This is a genomic window from Clostridium sediminicola, assembly GCF_050402865.1.
Taxonomy (GTDB): Bacteria; Bacillota; Clostridia; order Clostridiales; family Clostridiaceae; genus Clostridium_AF; species Clostridium_AF sediminicola.
Genome location: NZ_BAABMF010000006.1, coordinates 20,612 through 40,223, shown reverse-complemented (window position 1 = coordinate 40,223; position 19,612 = coordinate 20,612). Strand labels below are relative to the sequence as shown.

Here is a 19,612-nt window from a genome sequence, read left to right as displayed (position 1 = left end):
TCGTAAAACGAAATTAATAAATAAATATCTTACTATAAAAGGAGAAACAAATGAAAGAGAAGATACTAAGAAAATTATTTTTAGGATTTATACAAATACATATATTATATCATGCCAAAAATGAACCCATATATGGCATATGGATGATGAAAGAGTTAGAAGAGCACGGATATAAGATTAGCCCAGGGACACTATACCCCTTGTTGAACAGAATGCAAAAGGAAGATCTATTATCTAAGACTGAAAAAAATGTTGATGGTAGAATAATAAAGTTTTATAGAACAACAAAGCTCGGAGAAGAAATTTTAAAGGAAGCAACAGAAAAAGCAACTCAATTGACACATGAAGTTAAGGCAAAAGGAGGAAATAATATTGATTAAATTTAAAGATATAAATTTAAGTTTTGATGATAAGACAATATTCAAAGATTTTAATATGAACATTAAGGAAGGAGAAAAAGTGCTTTTGAATGCTCCTTCAGGCAAAGGTAAGTCAACATTATTTAAATTACTTTTAGGCTTTGAGAAATGTGATAAAGGGGAAATATTGTTCAATGGAAAGAGACTAGGAAAAAATAACCTTGTATATTTTCGTAAAAATATAGGGTATGTAAGTCAAGATGTAGATTTGAGAGATAAAAATGTTTGGGATTTTATTCTTGAGATATTTTCTTATAAAAACAATAAACATATAAAAATTACTAAAGAGAAAGTTTTAGATATTGTTAAATATCTTAATCTTCCAGCTAATATTATTGAAAAAGAAGTAAATCAACTTTCAGGAGGAGAAAGACAAAGGTTAGGTTTGATTATATGTATATTGTTAGATAGGCAGGTATGGCTTTTAGATGAAATTACTTCTGGTTTAGATAAAGATATGAAGGAAAGAGTTGTAGATTACGTATTAAAGCAGGATAAGACGGTTTTAATAATTTCTCATGATAAGATTTGGAGTAAAAATGATGTTGTTAGAATAAGGGAGTGGTAAAAACATGAATGCAAATGAGGTTTCTTATTTATCCATACTAAGTTTGTTTTTCTTAATAATACCTGTTATTATAATAAATTATAAATTGAACATCCGCATAAACAAGAAGATTTTTTATGCTATAGGAAGAATGGTAATACAACTTAGTTTAGTAGGTATTTTTCTTCAATATATTTTTAACATTAACAATGCTTTTATAAATTTTTCTTACTTAGTTTTTATGATAGTAATTGCTAGTTTTTCAACAATTAAATCTTGTGGTTTTAAGATAAAAAGATTTATTATTCCATTATTATTAGCTTTTATAATTCCAAGTATAAATGTCTTATTATTTTTCAATGCCTTTGTTATAAGATTAGATAATTTATTTAATGCTCAATATATGATTACTATTGGAGGAATGATATTAGGAAACTGTTTAAGTGGAAATATAATATGCATAAATAATTTTTATAAAGCTATAAAACAAAATAAAAACGAGTACTTTTATACGTTAAGTCTTACTGGAAATAAAATAGAAGCATTAACACCTTATTTTAAAAATGCAATCTTAGCTTCGATAAACCCCACAATTGCATCTATAGAAACAATAGGATTAGTATCTTTGCCAGGAATGATGACGGGGCAGATTTTAGGTGGTTCAATACCATTAACTGCAATAAAATATCAAATAGCCATAATGATAGCTATTTTAATAGCAAGGTATTTCAGTGCTGTTTTATCAATATTATTTACAGCTTTTAAGGCATTTGATGAGTATGATGTTTTAATAGTTTAACTTTATTTTAGTTATAAAGTATGAGTTGCAAGTGGCAAGTTATACAACAAAAAATAAAAAAAGCTTAAGTTATATTTTTTATATAATTCAAGCTTTTTATTTTATTTATCTTTATGTGTAATATATTTAATGATGTATTTAGTAGGATTCTTTAATAATATTTTGTAAATCTTCTTTTGAGCCAAATGGTAAGAAATTCAATATCGGACAGTTAATAATTTCGTTAAATTGTTCCTCAGAAACATTAAAATCTTTTAGAGTTACAGATAAATTTATTTTTTTCAAGAAGTCAACAATTGCATCACTAGAGTTTTCAGCAGCTTTTTCATCTGAAACATTATTTAATGATGGATTGAATATTCTAGCAACCTTTGCGAATTTGGCTATGTTGTTTTTATACTCATGTTTCATAAAAGCTGGGAAGACTATTGCTAAAGCTTCGCCGTGAGAAATATGAGCCACACCACCAATTATTTCACTTAATGGATGAGGTGCAGCAGCACCAGCATTAGCTAAACAAGTTCCAGCTAATGTATCAGCTAAAGCTAGATTAGTTCTGTAATCAATATTACTACCATCTTTTAAAGCTTTTGGTAAGTTTTCTTTTATCAATTCAATTGCATTTAAAGACTGGTATTCTGTGAAGTACGAAGCTCTTGGATTTATATAGCTTTCAAATGCATGACAGAAAGCATCAAATCCAGTTGCAGCAGTTAATCTGGGAGGTAATGTTGTCATTAATTCTGGGTCAACAATACATTCATCTGAAAAATTATTTGGATGAAATATTGTGTTTTTATTATTTCCTTCAGAAATTACAGCTGCTTGTGTTACTTGTGATCCAGTTCCAGATGTAGTTGAAACAGCAATCAAAGGCAAACCTTGGTTTGAAAGCGGTTTATAATTTCCGAATGGATTTGTATAATTCTCAAAAATATGGTTCCAATCAATTTTCTTCAAACCATAAGTTAAAGCAACAACTTTTGCTGTATCTATAGAAGATCCTCCACCTACTGCTAGTACAAAGTCAACATTGTGTTCTTTTGCTAATAAGAAGCCTTTTTCAATAACTTCTGTTGAAGGATTAGGGGTAACTCCATCATAATGTATAACTCCAATTCCATCTTTTGATAGAAGATTAATAACTCTAGTATATAAAGAATCCAAGGGAGCCTCATTAATAGTTGTAATTAATAAGCATTTAGTACCATACACTTTAGCTATTTGTCCTATTTCATTTAATTTACCAGGGCCAAAGTGTATTTTGCTTGGTTGATAAAAAGTAAAATTCATTGTATTACCTCCTTATATTTTGGTGGGTTAACCATGATATATATTTACTATTAATTACAATTATATGTAGTGAGGTGTTAAAATTCAACGGCATGAATATAATAATAATTCACTTAAAGATGTGGTAAAGAGTAAACAGTAAATAGTTATGAATTACCGTTTTAATATGGAAATATAATTTTAAAAAAGTTTCCCCAAAACGTAGTATTCTAAGAATATGAATATAAATGGGAGATGAATTATATGAAATTTTTAATAGATTCAGCAAATGTGAAAGAAATAGATAGTGCTTTATTAATGGGAGTTCAGGGAGTTACTGCAAATCCTTCAATGTATGCCAAAGAAAAGGTTAATTTTTATGACTTTTTAGCTACTATGAGACAAAAGACAGAAGACATTTTAACTGCAGAAGTAATTGGAACTGATATAGAAGTAATGCGTGAGGATGTAGATAGAATTTTAGAGATATCTAATGATATTATTATAAAAATAAATTTTTCGGAAATTGGATTACGACTTGTAAAAGAGTTAAGAAGAAAAGGTGTCAAAACAGCAGTTACATTAATTTTTGATTTAAATCAAGCAATGCTTGCTATTAATGCTGGTGCAGATTATATCTTTCCTTTTATAGGTAGAAATGAAGGTATTGGTGTTGATGGATTAAAATTGATAAAAGATATTTGTGGTGTAATAAAAGAAAAAGGGTATAATACAAAGGTTGTAGCAGCTAGTATAAAAAATTTATATCATCTAGAAGAGATAGCAAAGCTAGGAGCAGATTATGCGGCAGTACCTTATAATTTATTAAAAGAAGCATGTTATCATTCTCTTACAGTATCAGGGGTAGAACAATTTCAAGTAGATTGGGATAAAGTAGATAAGAATTATAATAAGTAATCAATTTCATTGATTATACTTAGGTATGAAAATATAATAAGATTATAAAAATGCATAATTTAATATTCCTTAGACGAATAATAAGAGGTAGTTAGCTGTTAATCTTAAAAGAATTAAAGCTAACTACCTTAATTTTCTTTTTTGATTCCATTTAATAAAATTGAGTAGATTAATAATAACATAGTGAAAGAAGCAATTGCACCAGCAATCCAAAATTTATTTGCTAATATTATTGAACCAATTGAAACACCTAATTCAATTGTGTTAGATATTTTCCAAATCATATGTAGTTCCTCCTAAATAATAATATAAGAATAATTATAAGACCATAAATACGGACTTTCAAATGCGATTTTAGCTCATTAATCGTCATCTAAGGCGATTCTGGGTGTTTTAAACATTTACATATAAACAATTTGTTAATATTTAATGAATTGCTACTAAATCTATGTTTATATTTATATGATAAATCTAAACAAATGCAAAATTTTCTAACTATTATCCTTTTTTTTATATTATTTGTATAATTATTTTTCTATAACGAAAAATAATTATACGAACAATAAGGGAAGGTGATTTATTTGAAAAAACTTTTATATATCCCAGTGAACTCAAAACCAGAAGAATTATCTACAAGCAAAAAGGTAGGAAGAGAATTTGTAAACAGGTTTATGCAAAAGAACCCAGATTACGAACTCATGGAATTAGATCTATACAATGAATTTATACCAGAAATTAATTATAAACTTTTTAAAAGAAGAGCTGAACTTGTAACTGGCGAAGAATATGAAGCTTTGACTGATAATGAACGCAAAGAAGTTGATAGAATAAATCAATTATGTGATCAATTTTTAAGTGCTGATACTTATGTAATTGCCGCGCCAATGTGGAGTGTTATGTTTCCATCAAGGCTTAAAAGATATCTTGACTGTATTATCCAACATAATAAAGTTATTAAGGTGGATCCTGAAGAAGTAAAAGGTCTTTTGGATGATAAAGAGAGAAATATGGTTTATATTCAATCATCTGGAGGCGATTTTCCAATAATTTTAGGCTGGAAATATAATCATGGGGTGAACTATTGTCATGATATATTTAAATTTTTAGGTATAAATAAATTTGAAAAAATATTGGTTGAAGGAGTTGATGATCCTAAAATTGGTAAAGAAGTTGCTATAGAGAAAGCCTATAAAGAAATGGATAATGTAATAAACAAAATTTCTAGACAATTAGTATCATCAAATAGATAAAAAGTGGTATATTTTACTACTTTTTTCTTTGTTTGATGGTATAATGTTTGTATGTATAGCCGATATATAATGATATAATATTTATATACTTGCAAAATTTTATGAGGTGATTTTTTGATAACTAAGGGTAAGAAACCTGTTACAATAATTGGAGGAATATTTGATAAAAAACTAGAGAAAGAGTTTTTTGAAAGTGAAATAAGCAGTTTTAAGAAACATATACAGATTATACTATTAATAATTTCTATAGCATATATCGCATATGGAACTTTAAATAACGTTTTAGATGGTAAAGCAATTCTAAATATAACCACATATATGAGGATTGCTATTTTATTGTGTAGTATTTCTTTGATAATTGTGATAGAAAAATCTAAAAATTATAATGGTTTAAAAAAATGGTTTACATTTTATGAAGTGATTTTTTGTGTGGTTTACTTAGTAAGTACATATTTAAACGGATTTTCAGATTATTTTATTCATTGTTTTGAAGTTATTGTTATTATGATAGGAATTTTTTTGCTACCCAATAAATGGATAAATTCTTTAATAGTTTCATTGATGTTTGCAATATCTTATTTTATTTTTTCTTATGCAGTAATAGGAGATATCGAGGTTATGCATTTTTTGGCAACAATATCTTATGTTACGATAAACATTTTATTTATTGGTGTATTAACATTTAGAATTTCAAGCTATAAAAGGGTTCAATATTTAACGGAAAAGAAATTCTCGCAGGTTTCAATAATTGATCAATTAAGTGAAATAAGTAATAGATTTAAATTTGATGAGGAATATAGAAGATTATTTAATTATTATAAAAATCATAAAGGAAATCTTGCTATAGTTATGTTTGAAATAGATCATTTCAAAAAAATAAACCTAGAATTGGGACAATCTGTAGGAGATAAAGTTTTAAGAGAAATTACAAAGATGGTAAAGGTTTTTATAAGAGGTAATGATGTATTTGCTAGATGGGGTGAAGAAGAGTTTGTAATACTACTGTCTGGTGTAGATACAAGAATAGCTTTGAATGTAACTAAACGTATAAAAGAGGGTATTTGGGACCATTATTTTAGTAATGTAGGAACTATAACATGTTGTTTTGGTGTGGCGTCCCCTCAAGAAGGAGAGAGTATGGAAGACTTATTAGTTAGAGTTAATAAATATCTAAAAAGAGCTAAAAAAGAGGGCGGTAACGAAATTATTTTTAACTAATTATGACTTTATATATAGGAGATTATTATGAGAAAAAGACAAAACATATTTAGTAAAATATTATTTATATTAATGTTTTTATTACTTATAACTTCAGGTATAGGATTTAAATATTATTTTATGGAACCTATTGAAGTAGAAAAAATATCCTATATTGATGATTATAAGACTATAAATGTACAGTTTAGCACTGGTATAGTTTTAGATGAAAAGACCAAAAATAATATAAAAGTTCTGGATTCCAGTGGTAATTCAGTTGCTCTTAGCTATAGTTTAGTTTCAGATAGTGAAAATTTAGTTATTAAACCAGCTGAAAGTAATTATAATTTAGGAGAAAAATACACTTTTCAAGTTGACGATGTTCAAGGAAGATATTTCGGTAAGTTAAATGAGCAGATCAAAACAGAATTTTTAATAGATAAATTACCCATTGAACAATCTTTAGGTCTTGGAAAATATATGACTGAAAAGGTTAGCAATGATAAAGAATATGATTGGTATGTTGACCAAGCAAACACAGGAAAATATTCTAGTACAAACTGTGGACCAGCTAGTGCAGAAATGCTTGGTAAATGGGCAGATGAAAATTTCCAAGGATATGCTGAGGATGCTAGGAATTTACACTATGGCGATGATGGTGGATGGTTTACTGAAGATGTTCAAAATTATCTCAAAAGCTATGGTATAGAATCAAAAATGCATTTAAATGTAACAAAAGAATTTATAATTTCACAATTAGATAAAGGTAATATAATGCTATTAGGAATAAAATCAGGAGAAATATCTATAAATGAAGATTCCTATGAAGAGCATGTTGATAGATTTTATTGGGGTTCCAGTGGACATTTTATTATAGTAAAAGGATATATAGTAGTTGATGATAAGATGTATTTTGAAGTATACGACCCAAATAGTTGGAATGAAACTTATTCAGATGGAACATATAAAGGAAAAGACAGATATTACAAAGAAGAAGAAGTAATCAGAGCATCTAAAGTATGGTATGATAAGTTGTTAATTATAGAAAAAAATAATAATTTATAAATTATTATTTTTATTATTAATTTTAGCTTTATTTCTATTTATATATATAAATAATACAAAAAACTAAAATATATTTATTGTTTGGCGAATACTAATAATGTATAATGAAGTCATAATAGAATATTGAATAATCTTGGTACTTTTTATAAGTTTAATAGGGAAAGCAGTGAGAGTCTGCTACAGCCCCCGTTACTGTAAACAAAGACGAATCCCGGGACCACTGAACTTTTAGTTTGGGAAGGTGGGAGGAGAGTGATGTGTAAGTCAGGAGACCTGCCAGCGATTATTAAGAACAGATACTTCGGAGGGAAGTGAGTTTCACAGCTATAGTTATTAAAAAATATAATTATGGTATAAGTCATAGAATACAAACCTCTGTTTATAGCAGAGGTTTTTTGTTTTGGGAAATCAAAACTTAGACAGTTTACAGCAGAGAATTTTGCGCAGCAAAATTGATATTTATGGGGTGTTATCATGATTCAAATTATAGGTTTGAGACATAACCTAGATATTTCAATAAGAGAAAAACTTTCAATATTAAATAAGCAAATTGAGGGAGCTTTAGATAGCATAAATAAGTTTTCAAAAGGCTCTGTAATTCTTAGCACATGTAATAGAACGGAAATTTATTTTGATTCTGATGTAATAGGAGAAAGAGCTGTTGATAAAGTTTTTGAAGAATTGAATTGGGATAAAAGTCTTAAAGAATATACATTTTTTCGTGAAGAGGAAAGAGCAGTTCATCACTTAATGGAAGTGACATGTGGATTTCATTCAAAAATACTTGGAGAAGATCAAATACTCTCACAAGTAAAGACTGCTTTTGAGATATCAAAGAAAAATAAGAGTATCAGTAAAGCATTACATAGGCTTTTTCAGCTAGCAATAACTTGTGGAAAAGAATTTAGATGGAAAAGTGGTATGTACAGAATTCCAATATCATCTTCCTCTATTGTAGCTAAAGAGAGTTACAAAAGAAATGTGTCAAAATACATGTTAATTGGTTATGGTGAGGTAGGTAAGCTTGTTGAAAAATACCTGACCAATGATAGATTAGAGAAATTATATATAGTTGTAAGAAATAAAGAAATCTATAAATCACAGGATTCAAGAATAGAATATATCTCATTTCATGAAAAAGTTCAAAATTATAATAATGTTCAGTGCATAATAAGTTGTACATCATCGCCACATATAATTGTAAAGAAAGACGAATTACCCCATAAAAAATTCCTTGTTTTTGATATGGCAATTCCTAGAGATGTGGAAGAGGAAGTAAAAGAACTTCAGAAAGTAGAAGTAATTGATATAGATAGAATTTCTCTTATGGATAATGAGAACAAGCAAAAAAGAAAAGAAATAATGGAGCAAAACAGAGAAATATTAGATAAATATATTCACGAATATAGAGACTATGAACTAATAATGGATATAGTTCCTTATATAAAAGATATGAAAAACCTTAGTGAATCTGTAAGTCAGCGAAGATTCAATACTTTTAAAAATAAAAAGTATACAAAGAATCCAGATGAGTTAGCAAAAACAATGATAAAAAGTACATCAGATTTTTATATAAATCGAGCCATAGAAGTACTAAAAGAGGAACAATTGAAAGGTAGTGGCGAAGAATGCTTGAACATAATAGAAAAGATATTCTTTCCTCAAAAATAGATTATGCCACAATTTCATTAATATCAAATGGCATGAGAGTATTAATAATCGGTGCAGGAAAAGCAGCTCTTATAAAAGCCAAAACATTATTGAAAAAAACATGCTCAGTAACGGTTATATCTAAAAAAATTTCAGAAGAGTTTTATGAATTATCTCAAAATAATAATTTACAAATTATAAAAGATGAATATAGAAAAAGTTATATTAATGATAAGCATCTTATAATTATTGCGATTAACGATGATAAAAAACTTAAAGAAATTATAGAGGATTGCGAAAACCTTTCAAAATTATATTTAAATTGTACAGATTTTAAAAAGGGAAACTTTATAATGCCTATGAGTGGAGAAACTGAGAATATCGGATATAGTATTCACACAAAGGGAGGAAGTCCTAGAATTAGCAGATACTTAAATAAAGTAATCAAAGATAATTTAATGGAGTACGATGATTTTGTTGGTTATGCAGTAGGACTTAGAAAGAAAGCCAAAGAGAGTGAGTTCAAAAAAGAAATATTAGAGTTTATATCAAGTGAAGATTTTAAATACATGTTTTCAAAAGAAAAAGCGGATTTAGTTTTGAAAATGTTCTATGGAGGGAAAAATTTTGAATATAAAATTGGCGACCAGAAAGAGTAAGTTAGCACAGGTTCAAACTGAATATGTTATGGGGCTATTAAAGGAGAATTTTGATTTAGATAGTGAAAAACTCTTGATAGTTACAGAAGGCGATAAAAGATTAGATGTGTCTTTAAATAAGATTGGTGGTAAGGGATTATTTACAAAAGATATTGAATTAGCTCTTATAAATGAAGAAGGGGATGCAGCTATTCACAGTATGAAAGATGTTCCTTATGAAATGAATGAAATATTTGAACTTGCAGCTATGCCTGAAAGAGAAGATGTTAGAGATGTGTTTATAGGAAATAAGGGCATTCATTTTAGAGAATTACCACAGGGTGCTGTAATCGGAACTAGTAGCCTTAGACGAGAAAAACAATTAAAAATGTTAAGACCAGATATCAAAACAGTACCTATTAGAGGAAATGTTCAAACCAGACTAAAAAAAATTGAGACGGAAAATCTTCATGGAATTATACTAGCGGCGGCAGGACTTAAAAGATTAGGAATGGAAGATGTTATAACAGATTATTTTCACCCAATGGATATGGTTCCAGCAATCGGACAAGGAGCTTTAGGAATCCAAATAGTTTCAAAAAGTAAAAATGCAGATATATTTAGAAAACTAGATAATAATAAAGTTAGAATCTGTGTTGAAGCGGAAAGAGCATATATGAGAGAACTTAATGGTGGATGCCATATTTGTATAGGAGCTCATGCTACCCTTCATGGAGATAAAATGAATATCATAGGTATTTATGAATTGAATGGAGAAGTAGTTAAAAAACGAATATCTGGACACAAAGATAATGGCAAAGAACTTGGACGCGAACTTGCAAGAAAAATATTAGAAGGTTAAGGAGATAGATATGAGCAAAGTTTACCTTATGGGTGTTGGCCCTGGAGATGAAGAACTAATGACACTAAAATCAGCTAGAATTCTAGGTGAGTGTACTGCGGTAATGTACGATAGACTAGCTGGCGGTAATATTTTAAAACATATTAATGAAGATTGCGAAGTTTATTATGTAGGGAAAGAACCTGGTGCTCATTATAAGACTCAGGATGAAATAAATGACTTAATGGTTGAATTAGCTAAGAAAGGTCATATTGTAGGAAGAGTTAAAGGGGGAGACCCTTATGTATTTGGAAGAGGTGGCGAAGAAGCTTTAAGACTTATAGATGAAGGTATAGAGTTTGAAGTAGTTCCAGGGATCACTTCTGCTATTGCAGTTTTAAATTATGCAGGAATACCAATTACTCATAGAGGCTTGGCACAAAGTTTTCATGTATTCACAGGAATGAGTGCTAAAAAGCTAAACATCAACTGGGATGCAGTGGCAACTTGTGAAGGAACCTTAGTATTCTTAATGGGACTAGGAAGCTTGGATGGAATAATTGAGCAATTAGTTTCAAGAGGTAAAGACGAAAAAACTCCTTGTGCTGTAATTATGAGAGGTACAACGGCAAAGCAAAAAAAAGTTGTAGGAGACTTAACAAATATAAGCGTAAAAGTAAAAGAAGCAGGATTACAATCTCCTTGTATAATCGTGGTTGGGGATGTTGTTAAATTAAATTCAGAATTAAATTGGAAAGAAAAACAACCTTTATTTGGACTAAATGTTTGCGTAACAAGAACAAAAGAGCAAGCAAAGTCTTTAACAGAGAAATTAATAAAACTTGGAGCAGAAGTTACAGAAATAAATTCTATCAAAATACAAAGGACAGCTGAAAATCTTGAGGAGTACATATATAGATTAGAAAATTATGATCATATAATTTTTACTAGTGTTAATGGGGTAAATGCCTTCTTTGATTATCTAAAAGAAGTAAACTATGATATTAGAAAAATTAAAGCTATATTTTCATCAATTGGACCTGCTACAACTAAGGCTATAAAAGACAGAGGAATAATCCCAGAAATAGAAGCAGAACATTTTGTTGCAGAGTCACTGTTCGAAAGCTTGAAGACTGAAGTTGAGAGCGGAGAGAAAATATTAATTCCAAGAGCAAAAATTGCAAGACCATATTTAGTAGATGAATTAAGAGATTTAGAATGTCACGTTGATGAAGTACCAGTTTATGATACTTTAATGGGAGACTTAGTGAACAAAAGAGCATTTGAAGATGTAGATATTGTTCTATACACAAGTCCTTCAACAGTAAGAAATATGATTAAAATGATTGGATTAGAAGAACTTAAAAAGAAAAATTCACTAGCAATTGGACCAATAACAAATAAAGAGCTAATGGATAATGGAATAGAAGCCTTTGTTTGCGAGGAATACAGTAGTGAAGGGTTGATAGAAAAACTATTAGAAATTAAGAAAAACTGTAGAGGATAGAAATTAGTCCACAGAGATTAAAAAGAAATGCACAATTAAGGAGGATTTTCTTACAGAAAATCTACAACAATTGTGCATTGAATAGAACTGGAGGTAAGAAATTTGTTTAGTAGAAATAGAAGGTTAAGAGAAACAAGTGCAATTAGAGCAATGGTTAGAGAGAATAAATTAAGTCCTGATGATTTTATTTTGCCTATTTTTGTTGTTGAGGGCGAGGGAATTAAGGAAGAAATTACTACAATACCTGGCAATTATCATTATTCTATAGATATGCTTGATGGGATTGTAAAAGAGGTTAATGAAGCTGGTGTTAAAGGGGTAATAATATTTGGAATCCCAGATACAAAAGACGAGATTGCTTCTTCTGCTTTTGATCAAAACGGAATTGTTCAAAAAGCTGTAAGAAAAATAAAAGAATTGAGTCCAGAGCTTTATGTAATTACAGATGTTTGTATGTGTCAATATACTAGCCATGGTCATTGTGGAATAATTGATGGTCACAAAGTTGACAATGATAAGTCACTACCATACTTAGTTAAAATCGCATTATCACATGCACAGGCTGGAGCAGATATGGTGGCACCATCAGATATGATGGATGGTAGAGTTTACGCTATGAGAAAAGAATTAGATGAAAATGGATATAGTCATGTTCCTATAATGAGTTATAGTGCAAAATATTCTTCTGCATTTTATGGTCCATTCAGAGAAGCTGCTCATTCAGCACCAGGCTTTGGAGATAGAAAAACTTATCAAATGGATCCAGCTAATTCAAGAGAAGCTATAAGAGAAATGGAAGATGATATAGCAGAAGGTGCAGATATAATTATGGTGAAACCGGCCTTATCATACTTAGATATTATAAGACAGGCAAGAGATAGATTCGATTTTCCAATAGCAGCTTATAGTGTAAGTGGAGAATATTCAATGGTAAAAGCAGCTGCAGTACTGGGTTTGATTGATGAAAAACAAGTTGCTCTTGAAATGCTTCTTTCAATTAAAAGAGCGGGAGCAGATATGATAATTACTTATTATTCATTACAAGCTTCAAAATGGTTGAAGGAGGACTAAAGAATGAATTCACATGAAATATTTGAAGAATCAAAACAATATATGCCAGGGGGAGTAAATAGCCCAGTTAGAGCATTTAAAGATATGGAAATAAATCCACCAGTTATTAAAAAAGGTGAAGGTGCTTATATATTTGATGAAGATGGAAATAAATATATAGATTTCGTTGGTGCTTGGGGACCAATGATACTTGGACATTGTGATAAAGATGTAGTAAAAGCAATAAAAGAAACAGCAGAAAATGCAATTGCTTTTGGTACACCTACTGAACTTGAATTAAAACTTGCAAAGCATATGTGTACTACATTAGATAACTTTGATATGGTGAGAATGGTTAACTCAGGAACAGAAGCAACAATGAGTGCTGTTAAACTTGCAAGAGGATACACAGGAAGAGACAAAATCATAAAATTTGCAGGATGTTATCATGGTCACTTTGACGGATTCTTAATTAGCGCAGGTTCTGGAGTTATGACAGAAGGAATTCCAGGAAGTGCAGGAGTACCAGAAGAAAGCATAAAAAATACAGTAATAGCAAATTACAATGATATAGAAAATATAGAATTAATCTTCGAAAAATTAGGAGATGAAATAGCGGGAGTAATCCTTGAACCTGTTGCAGGAAATATGGGAGTAATTCCAGCTAAAAAAGAATTCTTACAAAGACTTAGAGAATTATGTGACAAAAACGGAAGTGTACTTATATTCGACGAAGTAATGTGCGGATTTAGAGTAGCCTATAAAGGAGCTCAAAGCATATACGGAATAAAACCAGACTTAACTACATTCGCAAAAATCATGGGTGGTGGACTTCCATGTGGTGCTTACGGTGGAAAGAGAGAAATCATGGAGAAATTATCTCCAATGGGACCAGTTTACCAAGCAGGTACAATGTCAGGAAACCCAATAGTAATGGCAGCAGGACTGGCTACATTAACTAAACTATACGAGAATCCTGATCTATATGTGAAGTTAGAAGCATTAGGAGATAAATTAGAAAAAGGTGCAATGAAAATTGCAAAAGAGAAAAATCTTCCTCTATTCATAAATAGAGTTGGCGCAATGATGACTATGTTCTTCAACGAAGAAGGAAAAGTTGAAAACTACGAAGACGCTAAGAAATGTGATACAGATATGTTCAAGAAATTCTTCTTACATATGCTAAAAGAAGGAATAAACATAGCACCATCACAGTTTGAAGCAATGTTTATAAATACTACGCATACGGATGAGGATATAGATGCATTTTTAGCTGCAATGGATAAGTTTGAGGTATAAAAAAGATTAAAAGGAATAGTGACAAGTGACAAGAACTTGTCACTCTTAACTTGTCACTTGTCACTAAATTTTTGGGGGTTTTAGAGGATGAAAAAAGCAATACTAGTGGTTAGCTTTGGAACTACACATGATGATACTATGAAATTAACCATAGGAAGAATAGAAGATAGAATAAGAGAAGAGTTTCCAGATTACGAAATAAGAAGAGCTTTTACAGCTCATATAATTATAAATGTTTTAAAGAAGAGAGATGGAATACACGTAGATACTCCGGAAGAGGCTCTTGAGAAATTAAAGAATGAAGGCTATGATGAAGTATTTATGCAACCTCTTCACGTTATTCCTGGAACAGAGTTTGATTATATAAAACTTATAGCACATCAACATACTCATATGGGAACTTTCAAGAAAATCAGAGTTGGAAGACCGGCATTATACTTCAAAGGAATCGACGAAGAAGCTCCTGATGATTATCAGATTGTTATAGATGCTATAAAAGGAACTATCAATAAAGAAGATAATTTCATTTTTATGGGTCACGGAACAATGCATTTTGCCAATGCTTGCTATTCTTGTCTTCAAAATGTATTAGAAGATAACGGCTATGACAATGTATTTATTGGGAATGTTGAAGGTTATCCAACAATAGATGGTGTTGTTGATTGGGTTAAGAAAAAGAATATAAAAGAAGTTACATTAATGCCATTAATGTTAGTTGCAGGTGAGCATGCTAAAAACGATATGGCATCTGATGATGAAGATTCATGGAAATCAATTCTAGAAGAACTTGGAGTTAAAGTTAACATTCATCTTCATGGACTTGGAGAAATAAAAGAATTCCAAGATATTTATATAAACCATTTATCAGATATTATTGAAGATAAGCACTTAGAAGTTGGGAAGAACCAAAAGGGAAGGAAAAAATAGTGCGCAGTTCACAGTGATTAAAAAGAAATAATTGTGAATTCATAATTGTGCATTGGATAAAGTCTGTGTACTAAAATAAGCCAGTAAAGCTAAGAGGGAGAACTAAATGAAGAGTTTACTAATATCCTCCAACTCCAGCGGTGGAGGTAAAACTACAGTTACAATTGGATTAATGAAGGCTTTGATGAATAGAGGTTACAAAGTTCAAGGATTTAAGGCAGGTCCTGATTATATAGATCCCGCTTTTCATAGTCATGTACTCCAAAATAAATCTAGAAATCTTGATTTATTTCTAATGGGAGAGGAAGGGGTTAAAGCTTCTTTTGCCAGAGGAGAGGGAGATTTGGCAGTTATTGAAGGTGTTATGGGTCTTTATGATGGAAAAGGAATAACATCAGAGTACTCAACAGCTCATTTAGCTAAAACATTAGATGTACCTGTTGTATTGGTTCTTTCACCAAAGGCTGTATCTAATACTTTGTGTGCTGAGATATTAGGAATAATAAATTATAGTGATGTAAAAATTGCTGGGGTTATCCTAACTAATATTGCTGCAGGTTATTATAAGCTTTTGAAAATAGCTATTGAGAAGAATTGTGGAATTAAGGTATTTGGATATGTTCCAAAGAATGAAGAGTTGGTTTTAGGAAGCAGACATTTAGGATTGATTCAAAGTAGTGAAATAGAAGATTTAGATAGTAAGATTGAATTGTGTGCAAGGCTTATTGAAGAGCATGTAGATTTAGATGGATTGATAGAAATATTCCAAGATAAAAGCTTTCATAATGAAGATTTTAAGCTTCAGAACAAAGATATAAAAATAGGTGTTGCCTACGATAAAGCATTTAGCTTTTATTATAAGGAAAACTTAGAACTTTTAAGTGAAGCTGGTGAAATAGTATTTTTCAGTCCACTAAATGATAAAGAACTTCCGAAAGATATTGACTTCTTATATATTGGAGGGGGATATCCTGAGGTATTCATTGAAGAATTAAGCAGAAACAAAAGTATGCTAAAAAGTATAAAAGAAGCATTAGAAGAAGGTCTTCATTGCTATGCTGAGTGCGGTGGATTGATGTACCTAACAGAAGCAATAGAAGGACATGAGACAGTTGGATTCTTCAAAGGTGAAGCTCATATGACTAAAAGACTTCAGAATTTCGGATATTCAGATATCGAAGTAGTTAATGAAAATCACTTATTACCGACAGGACTTAAAATAAGAACTCACGAATTCCATAAATCTTATGTTGACCTTAAGGAAAACAGCGTTTATAAGTTGGAGAAAGTTAATTATGAAGGAATACTTAAAACTTGGGAATGCGGATACGTAAAGAAAAACACGGTGGCGGCATATGGGCATGTGCACTTTTTTAGTAATGTAGAGTTTATTAGAGAACTGATTGAGAAAATAGTGACAAGTGACAAGTGATAAGTTAAGGGAAGGGATCGTTTAAGAATAATTTCTACTAATTTCTTTTAAAAAATGATTAAAGCCTCATATTTTTAAAAGAAAAGTAGAACTAATTCTTAAGCCGACCCATAGGATGATTCTCTTTCAGAAAATCTTAAATTAAAAGTTTTCGATTTTATACAAAAGTTAGTTTGAAACACAACACTAAAAGAAGAGGTGGAAGTAATGCAATCTTACATAAAGAATCCCATGGGTATAGAGGTTAAAAGTTTTGAAATGATTGGGGAGGAAATGGGTCCTCACAGTTTTGATGAGAGAGAGTTATCTATCATTAAGAGAACTATACATACAACAGCAGATTTTGAGTATAAGGATATTGTTTATATTAGAGAGGGAGCTATTGATGCTGCTCTTGACATACTTAAAAAAGGTACTAAGATTTACACTGATACAAACATGGCTTTGTCTGGTATTAATAAAAGAGCGCTAAAAATGTTAGGTTGCGAAGTTATATGTTATGTTGCAAGAGAAGATGTTGCAAAGATAGCAAAGGAAAGAGGAATTACAAGAAGCATGGCAGCTGTTGAAATAGCCGTTGAAGAGGGCGTGGAATTCTTTGTTTTTGGTAATGCACCTACTGCATTATTTAAGTTGAAAGAATTAATATTAGAAGGAAAAGCTAAACCAGGATTTATTGTTGGTGCGCCAATTGGATTTGTTGGAGCTGCTGAATCAAAAGAAGAGATTGAAGAATTGGATATGCCAATGATTACTGTGAGAGGCAGAAAAGGTGGAAGTAGTGTAGCAGCGGCAATCGTTAATGCCTTGATGTATATGCTTGTGAAGAGGGATTAAAATGTTAGATTTATATGTAAATAGTGATGGGAAAAAATTAAGATGTGGATACACCACAGGTTCCTGTGCAACAGCGGCAAGCAAAGCAGCTACATATATGCTATTTAATAATTGTGATATTAATGAAGTGAAAATAGATACCCCAAAAGGCATTGTTTTGAATTTGGAAATCACTAAGATTAATCGAGGAGAAGATTTCGTTGAATGCTGTGTTATAAAAGATGGGGGAGATGACATAGATGCTACCCACGGTCTTGAAATATGGTCTAAAGCTAGAAAGATTCCTGAAGGCTATGTTTTAAAAGGTGGAGAAGGTGTTGGAGTTGTAAATGGTGAAGGTTTGTATGTAAAAAAAGGTGAGCCAGCTATAAATCCAGTACCAAGACTAATGATTGAAAAAGAAGTTAAAGAAGTTCTTCCAGAAAATATGGGAGTTGAAATAATCATATCTGTTCCAAGAGGAGCCGAAGTAGCAAAGAAAACCTTTAATCCAAGACTAAATATTGATGGCGGTATTTCAATTCTAGGAACGTCAGGAATAGTAATGCCAATGTCAGAAGAAGCCCTGAAAGCCTCTGTAAAACTTGAAATTCAACAGAAGGTAGCGAAGGGATATGACGAACTCTTATTAGTATTTGGTAATATGGGTGAGGCAAAAGCTAAAGAACTTGGAATATCAACAGAAAATGCAGTTGTAATTTCAAATTTTGTAGGATTCGCCTTAAACTGCTGTGTGGAGAACAAAATAAAAAAAGTAACCATAATAGGTCACATAGGAAAACTATGCAAAATATCTGCAGGATGTTTTCATACTCATAGTAGAGTTTCAGACGTAAGACTAGAAATCGTGGCCCTAGAATTAGCCCTTGCAGGTGCTGATATGGACCTTGTAAAAGAAATATACGCAGAAAAAACAACAGAAGGTGCAGTAAACCTTCTTGGAAATAGACATAATGAGATTTATAAAAGCATAGGAAACAAGGTCATAGCAAGAATGGAACAATACACTTATGGGGAAATTGAAGTGGAAGCTGTGATGTATGCGATGAAACGAGGAGTACTTTTTAACAGCAGAACTTTTTAAAGAAATGCACAATGCACAATTCACAATGCACAATTAAGGTTGATTTTCTTGCAGAAAATCTTTAATTAAGCTTTTATCATCTTCGATGATGGAAATAAGGTGCTTTTGCTACGCAAAAGAGAACATTTTATCTTTTATTAAATTAAAAGCTTTCGCTTGCGAAAGGTGTCCATAATTGTGAATTGTGCACTGTGAATTGTGCATTGAAAGAAGTTCGCCAACCTTTGCAAGAATCAAAACCAACGAATAAGAACAAAAAGGAGAGATTTCATTGATAAACATAGTCGCTCTTGGTCCAGGACACAAGGATTACATACTGCCAGTAGCAACAAAGCAAATAGATAAAAGCGAATACATTCTTGGATTTTCCAGAGCAGTGGATTGTTTTGAGGATTCAAAAGCTATTAAGGTTAAGGTGAAATCTCTTAAAGAAATCTCTGATTTTATCCTTGAGAATGATGATAAGGAAGTTTCAATCCTGGCTTCTGGTGATCCATTATTTTATGGGATAACAAATTATATTAAGAGTCATTATAATGGAAAAGTTAATGTAATTCCTGGTATCAGTTCTTTTCAATATTTCATGGCAAAGCTTGCTAAACCTTGGCAGGGGGCTGAACTTGGAAGTCTTCATGGAAGAGAAGAGGCATTTTTAGATGTGGTAGGAGATAAAAAACTTTCTATATGGCTTACGGATAATAAGAATACACCGCAAAGTTTATGCAAAAGATTATTTGAGAATAAGATAGAAGCTAAAATTTACATAGGTGAGAACTTATCTTATGAAGATGAGAGAATAACTTCAGGAACACCAAGCGAACTTATGAATGGAGAATTTACTATATTAAGTGTTTTTGTAGTTGAAAGGCCGGGTGAATAA

Annotated in this window: 20 protein-coding genes and 1 riboswitch; of the genes, 18 read left to right on the top strand and 2 right to left on the bottom strand. The window is 30.8% G+C overall.

Going from position 1 to position 19,612, the window contains the following annotated elements; all coding sequences use genetic code 11:
* Positions 1 to 50 precede the first annotated feature (50 nt).
* The 3 genes from ACQ3F0_RS11845 to ACQ3F0_RS11835 are packed head-to-tail and all read left to right on the top strand — an operon-like array spanning position 51 to position 1,765.
* The gene (locus ACQ3F0_RS11845; RefSeq protein ID WP_428865466.1) at positions 51 to 380 is read left to right on the top strand and encodes a PadR family transcriptional regulator; all 330 of its coding nucleotides are present in this window, start codon (positions 51 to 53) and stop codon (positions 378 to 380) included.
* The gene (locus ACQ3F0_RS11840) at positions 373 to 987 is read left to right on the top strand and encodes an ABC transporter ATP-binding protein (RefSeq protein ID WP_428865465.1); all 615 of its coding nucleotides are present in this window, start codon (positions 373 to 375) and stop codon (positions 985 to 987) included. The genes ACQ3F0_RS11845 and ACQ3F0_RS11840 overlap by 8 nt, the downstream gene beginning before the upstream one ends.
* 4 nt (positions 988 to 991) lie before the next feature.
* Positions 992 to 1,765, top strand: coding sequence for an ABC transporter permease (locus ACQ3F0_RS11835; protein ID WP_428865464.1), 774 nt, complete (start codon positions 992 to 994; stop codon positions 1,763 to 1,765).
* 138 nt (positions 1,766 to 1,903) lie between these two features.
* On the opposite strand, the gene ACQ3F0_RS11830 is transcribed toward ACQ3F0_RS11835, so the two are convergent.
* Entirely contained in the window at positions 1,904 to 3,058 is a 1,155-nt protein-coding gene (locus ACQ3F0_RS11830) for an iron-containing alcohol dehydrogenase (protein ID WP_428865463.1), read from the bottom strand.
* Between the two features lie 243 nt (positions 3,059 to 3,301).
* Between ACQ3F0_RS11830 and ACQ3F0_RS11825 the strand changes: the two genes are divergently transcribed.
* Entirely contained in the window at positions 3,302 to 3,955 is a 654-nt protein-coding gene (locus ACQ3F0_RS11825) for a transaldolase family protein (protein WP_428865462.1), read from the top strand.
* 128 nt (positions 3,956 to 4,083) lie between these two features.
* Here the strand turns inward: ACQ3F0_RS11825 and ACQ3F0_RS11820 are convergent, their stop codons facing one another.
* On the bottom strand, positions 4,084 to 4,239 hold the full coding sequence (locus ACQ3F0_RS11820) for a hypothetical protein (RefSeq protein WP_428865461.1): 156 nt from the start codon (positions 4,237 to 4,239) through the stop codon (positions 4,084 to 4,086).
* A gap of 297 nt (positions 4,240 to 4,536) precedes the next feature.
* Here ACQ3F0_RS11820 and ACQ3F0_RS11815 point away from each other — a divergent pair, with 297 nt between their 5' ends.
* The 14 genes from ACQ3F0_RS11815 (at position 4,537) to cbiE (ending at position 19,612) form a co-directional block, all read left to right on the top strand.
* Positions 4,537 to 5,205, top strand: a complete 669-nt coding sequence (locus ACQ3F0_RS11815) for an FMN-dependent NADH-azoreductase (RefSeq protein WP_428865460.1) — start codon at positions 4,537 to 4,539, stop codon at positions 5,203 to 5,205.
* Between the two features lie 114 nt (positions 5,206 to 5,319).
* Complete coding sequence (locus ACQ3F0_RS11810) at positions 5,320 to 6,423, top strand: GGDEF domain-containing protein (RefSeq protein WP_428865459.1); 1,104 nt, start codon at positions 5,320 to 5,322, stop codon at positions 6,421 to 6,423.
* Positions 6,424 to 6,450: 27 nt separating this feature from the next.
* Positions 6,451 to 7,467, top strand: coding sequence for a C39 family peptidase (locus tag ACQ3F0_RS11805; protein WP_428865458.1), 1,017 nt, complete (start codon positions 6,451 to 6,453; stop codon positions 7,465 to 7,467).
* A gap of 118 nt (positions 7,468 to 7,585) precedes the next feature.
* Positions 7,586 to 7,762, top strand: a riboswitch (cobalamin riboswitch).
* A gap of 179 nt (positions 7,763 to 7,941) precedes the next feature.
* Positions 7,942 to 9,138 carry a glutamyl-tRNA reductase gene (gene hemA / locus ACQ3F0_RS11800; RefSeq protein ID WP_428865457.1) on the top strand — a complete coding sequence of 399 codons (1,197 nt, stop codon included), beginning with the start codon at positions 7,942 to 7,944 and terminating at the stop codon, positions 9,136 to 9,138.
* Positions 9,096 to 9,776 carry an NAD(P)-dependent oxidoreductase gene (locus ACQ3F0_RS11795; RefSeq protein WP_428865456.1) on the top strand — a complete coding sequence of 227 codons (681 nt, stop codon included), beginning with the start codon at positions 9,096 to 9,098 and terminating at the stop codon, positions 9,774 to 9,776. The genes hemA and ACQ3F0_RS11795 overlap by 43 nt, the downstream gene beginning before the upstream one ends.
* On the top strand, positions 9,745 to 10,617 hold the full coding sequence (hemC, locus tag ACQ3F0_RS11790; protein WP_428865455.1) for a hydroxymethylbilane synthase: 873 nt from the start codon (positions 9,745 to 9,747) through the stop codon (positions 10,615 to 10,617). The genes ACQ3F0_RS11795 and hemC overlap by 32 nt, the downstream gene beginning before the upstream one ends.
* A 10-nt stretch (positions 10,618 to 10,627) precedes the next feature.
* The gene (gene cobA, locus ACQ3F0_RS11785; protein ID WP_428865454.1) at positions 10,628 to 12,103 is read left to right on the top strand and encodes a uroporphyrinogen-III C-methyltransferase; all 1,476 of its coding nucleotides are present in this window, start codon (positions 10,628 to 10,630) and stop codon (positions 12,101 to 12,103) included.
* A gap of 102 nt (positions 12,104 to 12,205) precedes the next feature.
* Positions 12,206 to 13,174 (top strand): porphobilinogen synthase, encoded by a 969-nt coding sequence (hemB, locus tag ACQ3F0_RS11780; RefSeq protein WP_428865453.1) that lies wholly within the window; start codon positions 12,206 to 12,208, stop codon positions 13,172 to 13,174.
* A 3-nt stretch (positions 13,175 to 13,177) separates the two neighbouring features.
* Positions 13,178 to 14,452, top strand: a complete 1,275-nt coding sequence (hemL, locus tag ACQ3F0_RS11775) for a glutamate-1-semialdehyde 2,1-aminomutase (RefSeq protein WP_428865452.1) — start codon at positions 13,178 to 13,180, stop codon at positions 14,450 to 14,452.
* An 87-nt stretch (positions 14,453 to 14,539) separates the two neighbouring features.
* Positions 14,540 to 15,379, top strand: a complete 840-nt coding sequence (locus ACQ3F0_RS11770) for a sirohydrochlorin cobaltochelatase (protein WP_428865451.1) — start codon at positions 14,540 to 14,542, stop codon at positions 15,377 to 15,379.
* Positions 15,380 to 15,485: 106 nt separating this feature from the next.
* Complete coding sequence (locus ACQ3F0_RS11765; protein ID WP_428865450.1) at positions 15,486 to 16,811, top strand: cobyrinic acid a,c-diamide synthase CobB; 1,326 nt, start codon at positions 15,486 to 15,488, stop codon at positions 16,809 to 16,811.
* A gap of 207 nt (positions 16,812 to 17,018) precedes the next feature.
* Positions 17,019 to 17,648, top strand: a complete 630-nt coding sequence (locus tag ACQ3F0_RS11760; RefSeq protein WP_428865449.1) for a precorrin-8X methylmutase — start codon at positions 17,019 to 17,021, stop codon at positions 17,646 to 17,648.
* Position 17,649: 1 nt separating this feature from the next.
* Positions 17,650 to 18,732, top strand: coding sequence for a cobalt-precorrin-5B (C(1))-methyltransferase CbiD (gene cbiD / locus ACQ3F0_RS11755; RefSeq protein WP_428865448.1), 1,083 nt, complete (start codon positions 17,650 to 17,652; stop codon positions 18,730 to 18,732).
* 271 nt (positions 18,733 to 19,003) lie between these two features.
* The gene (gene cbiE, locus ACQ3F0_RS11750; protein ID WP_428865447.1) at positions 19,004 to 19,612 is read left to right on the top strand and encodes a precorrin-6y C5,15-methyltransferase (decarboxylating) subunit CbiE; all 609 of its coding nucleotides are present in this window, start codon (positions 19,004 to 19,006) and stop codon (positions 19,610 to 19,612) included.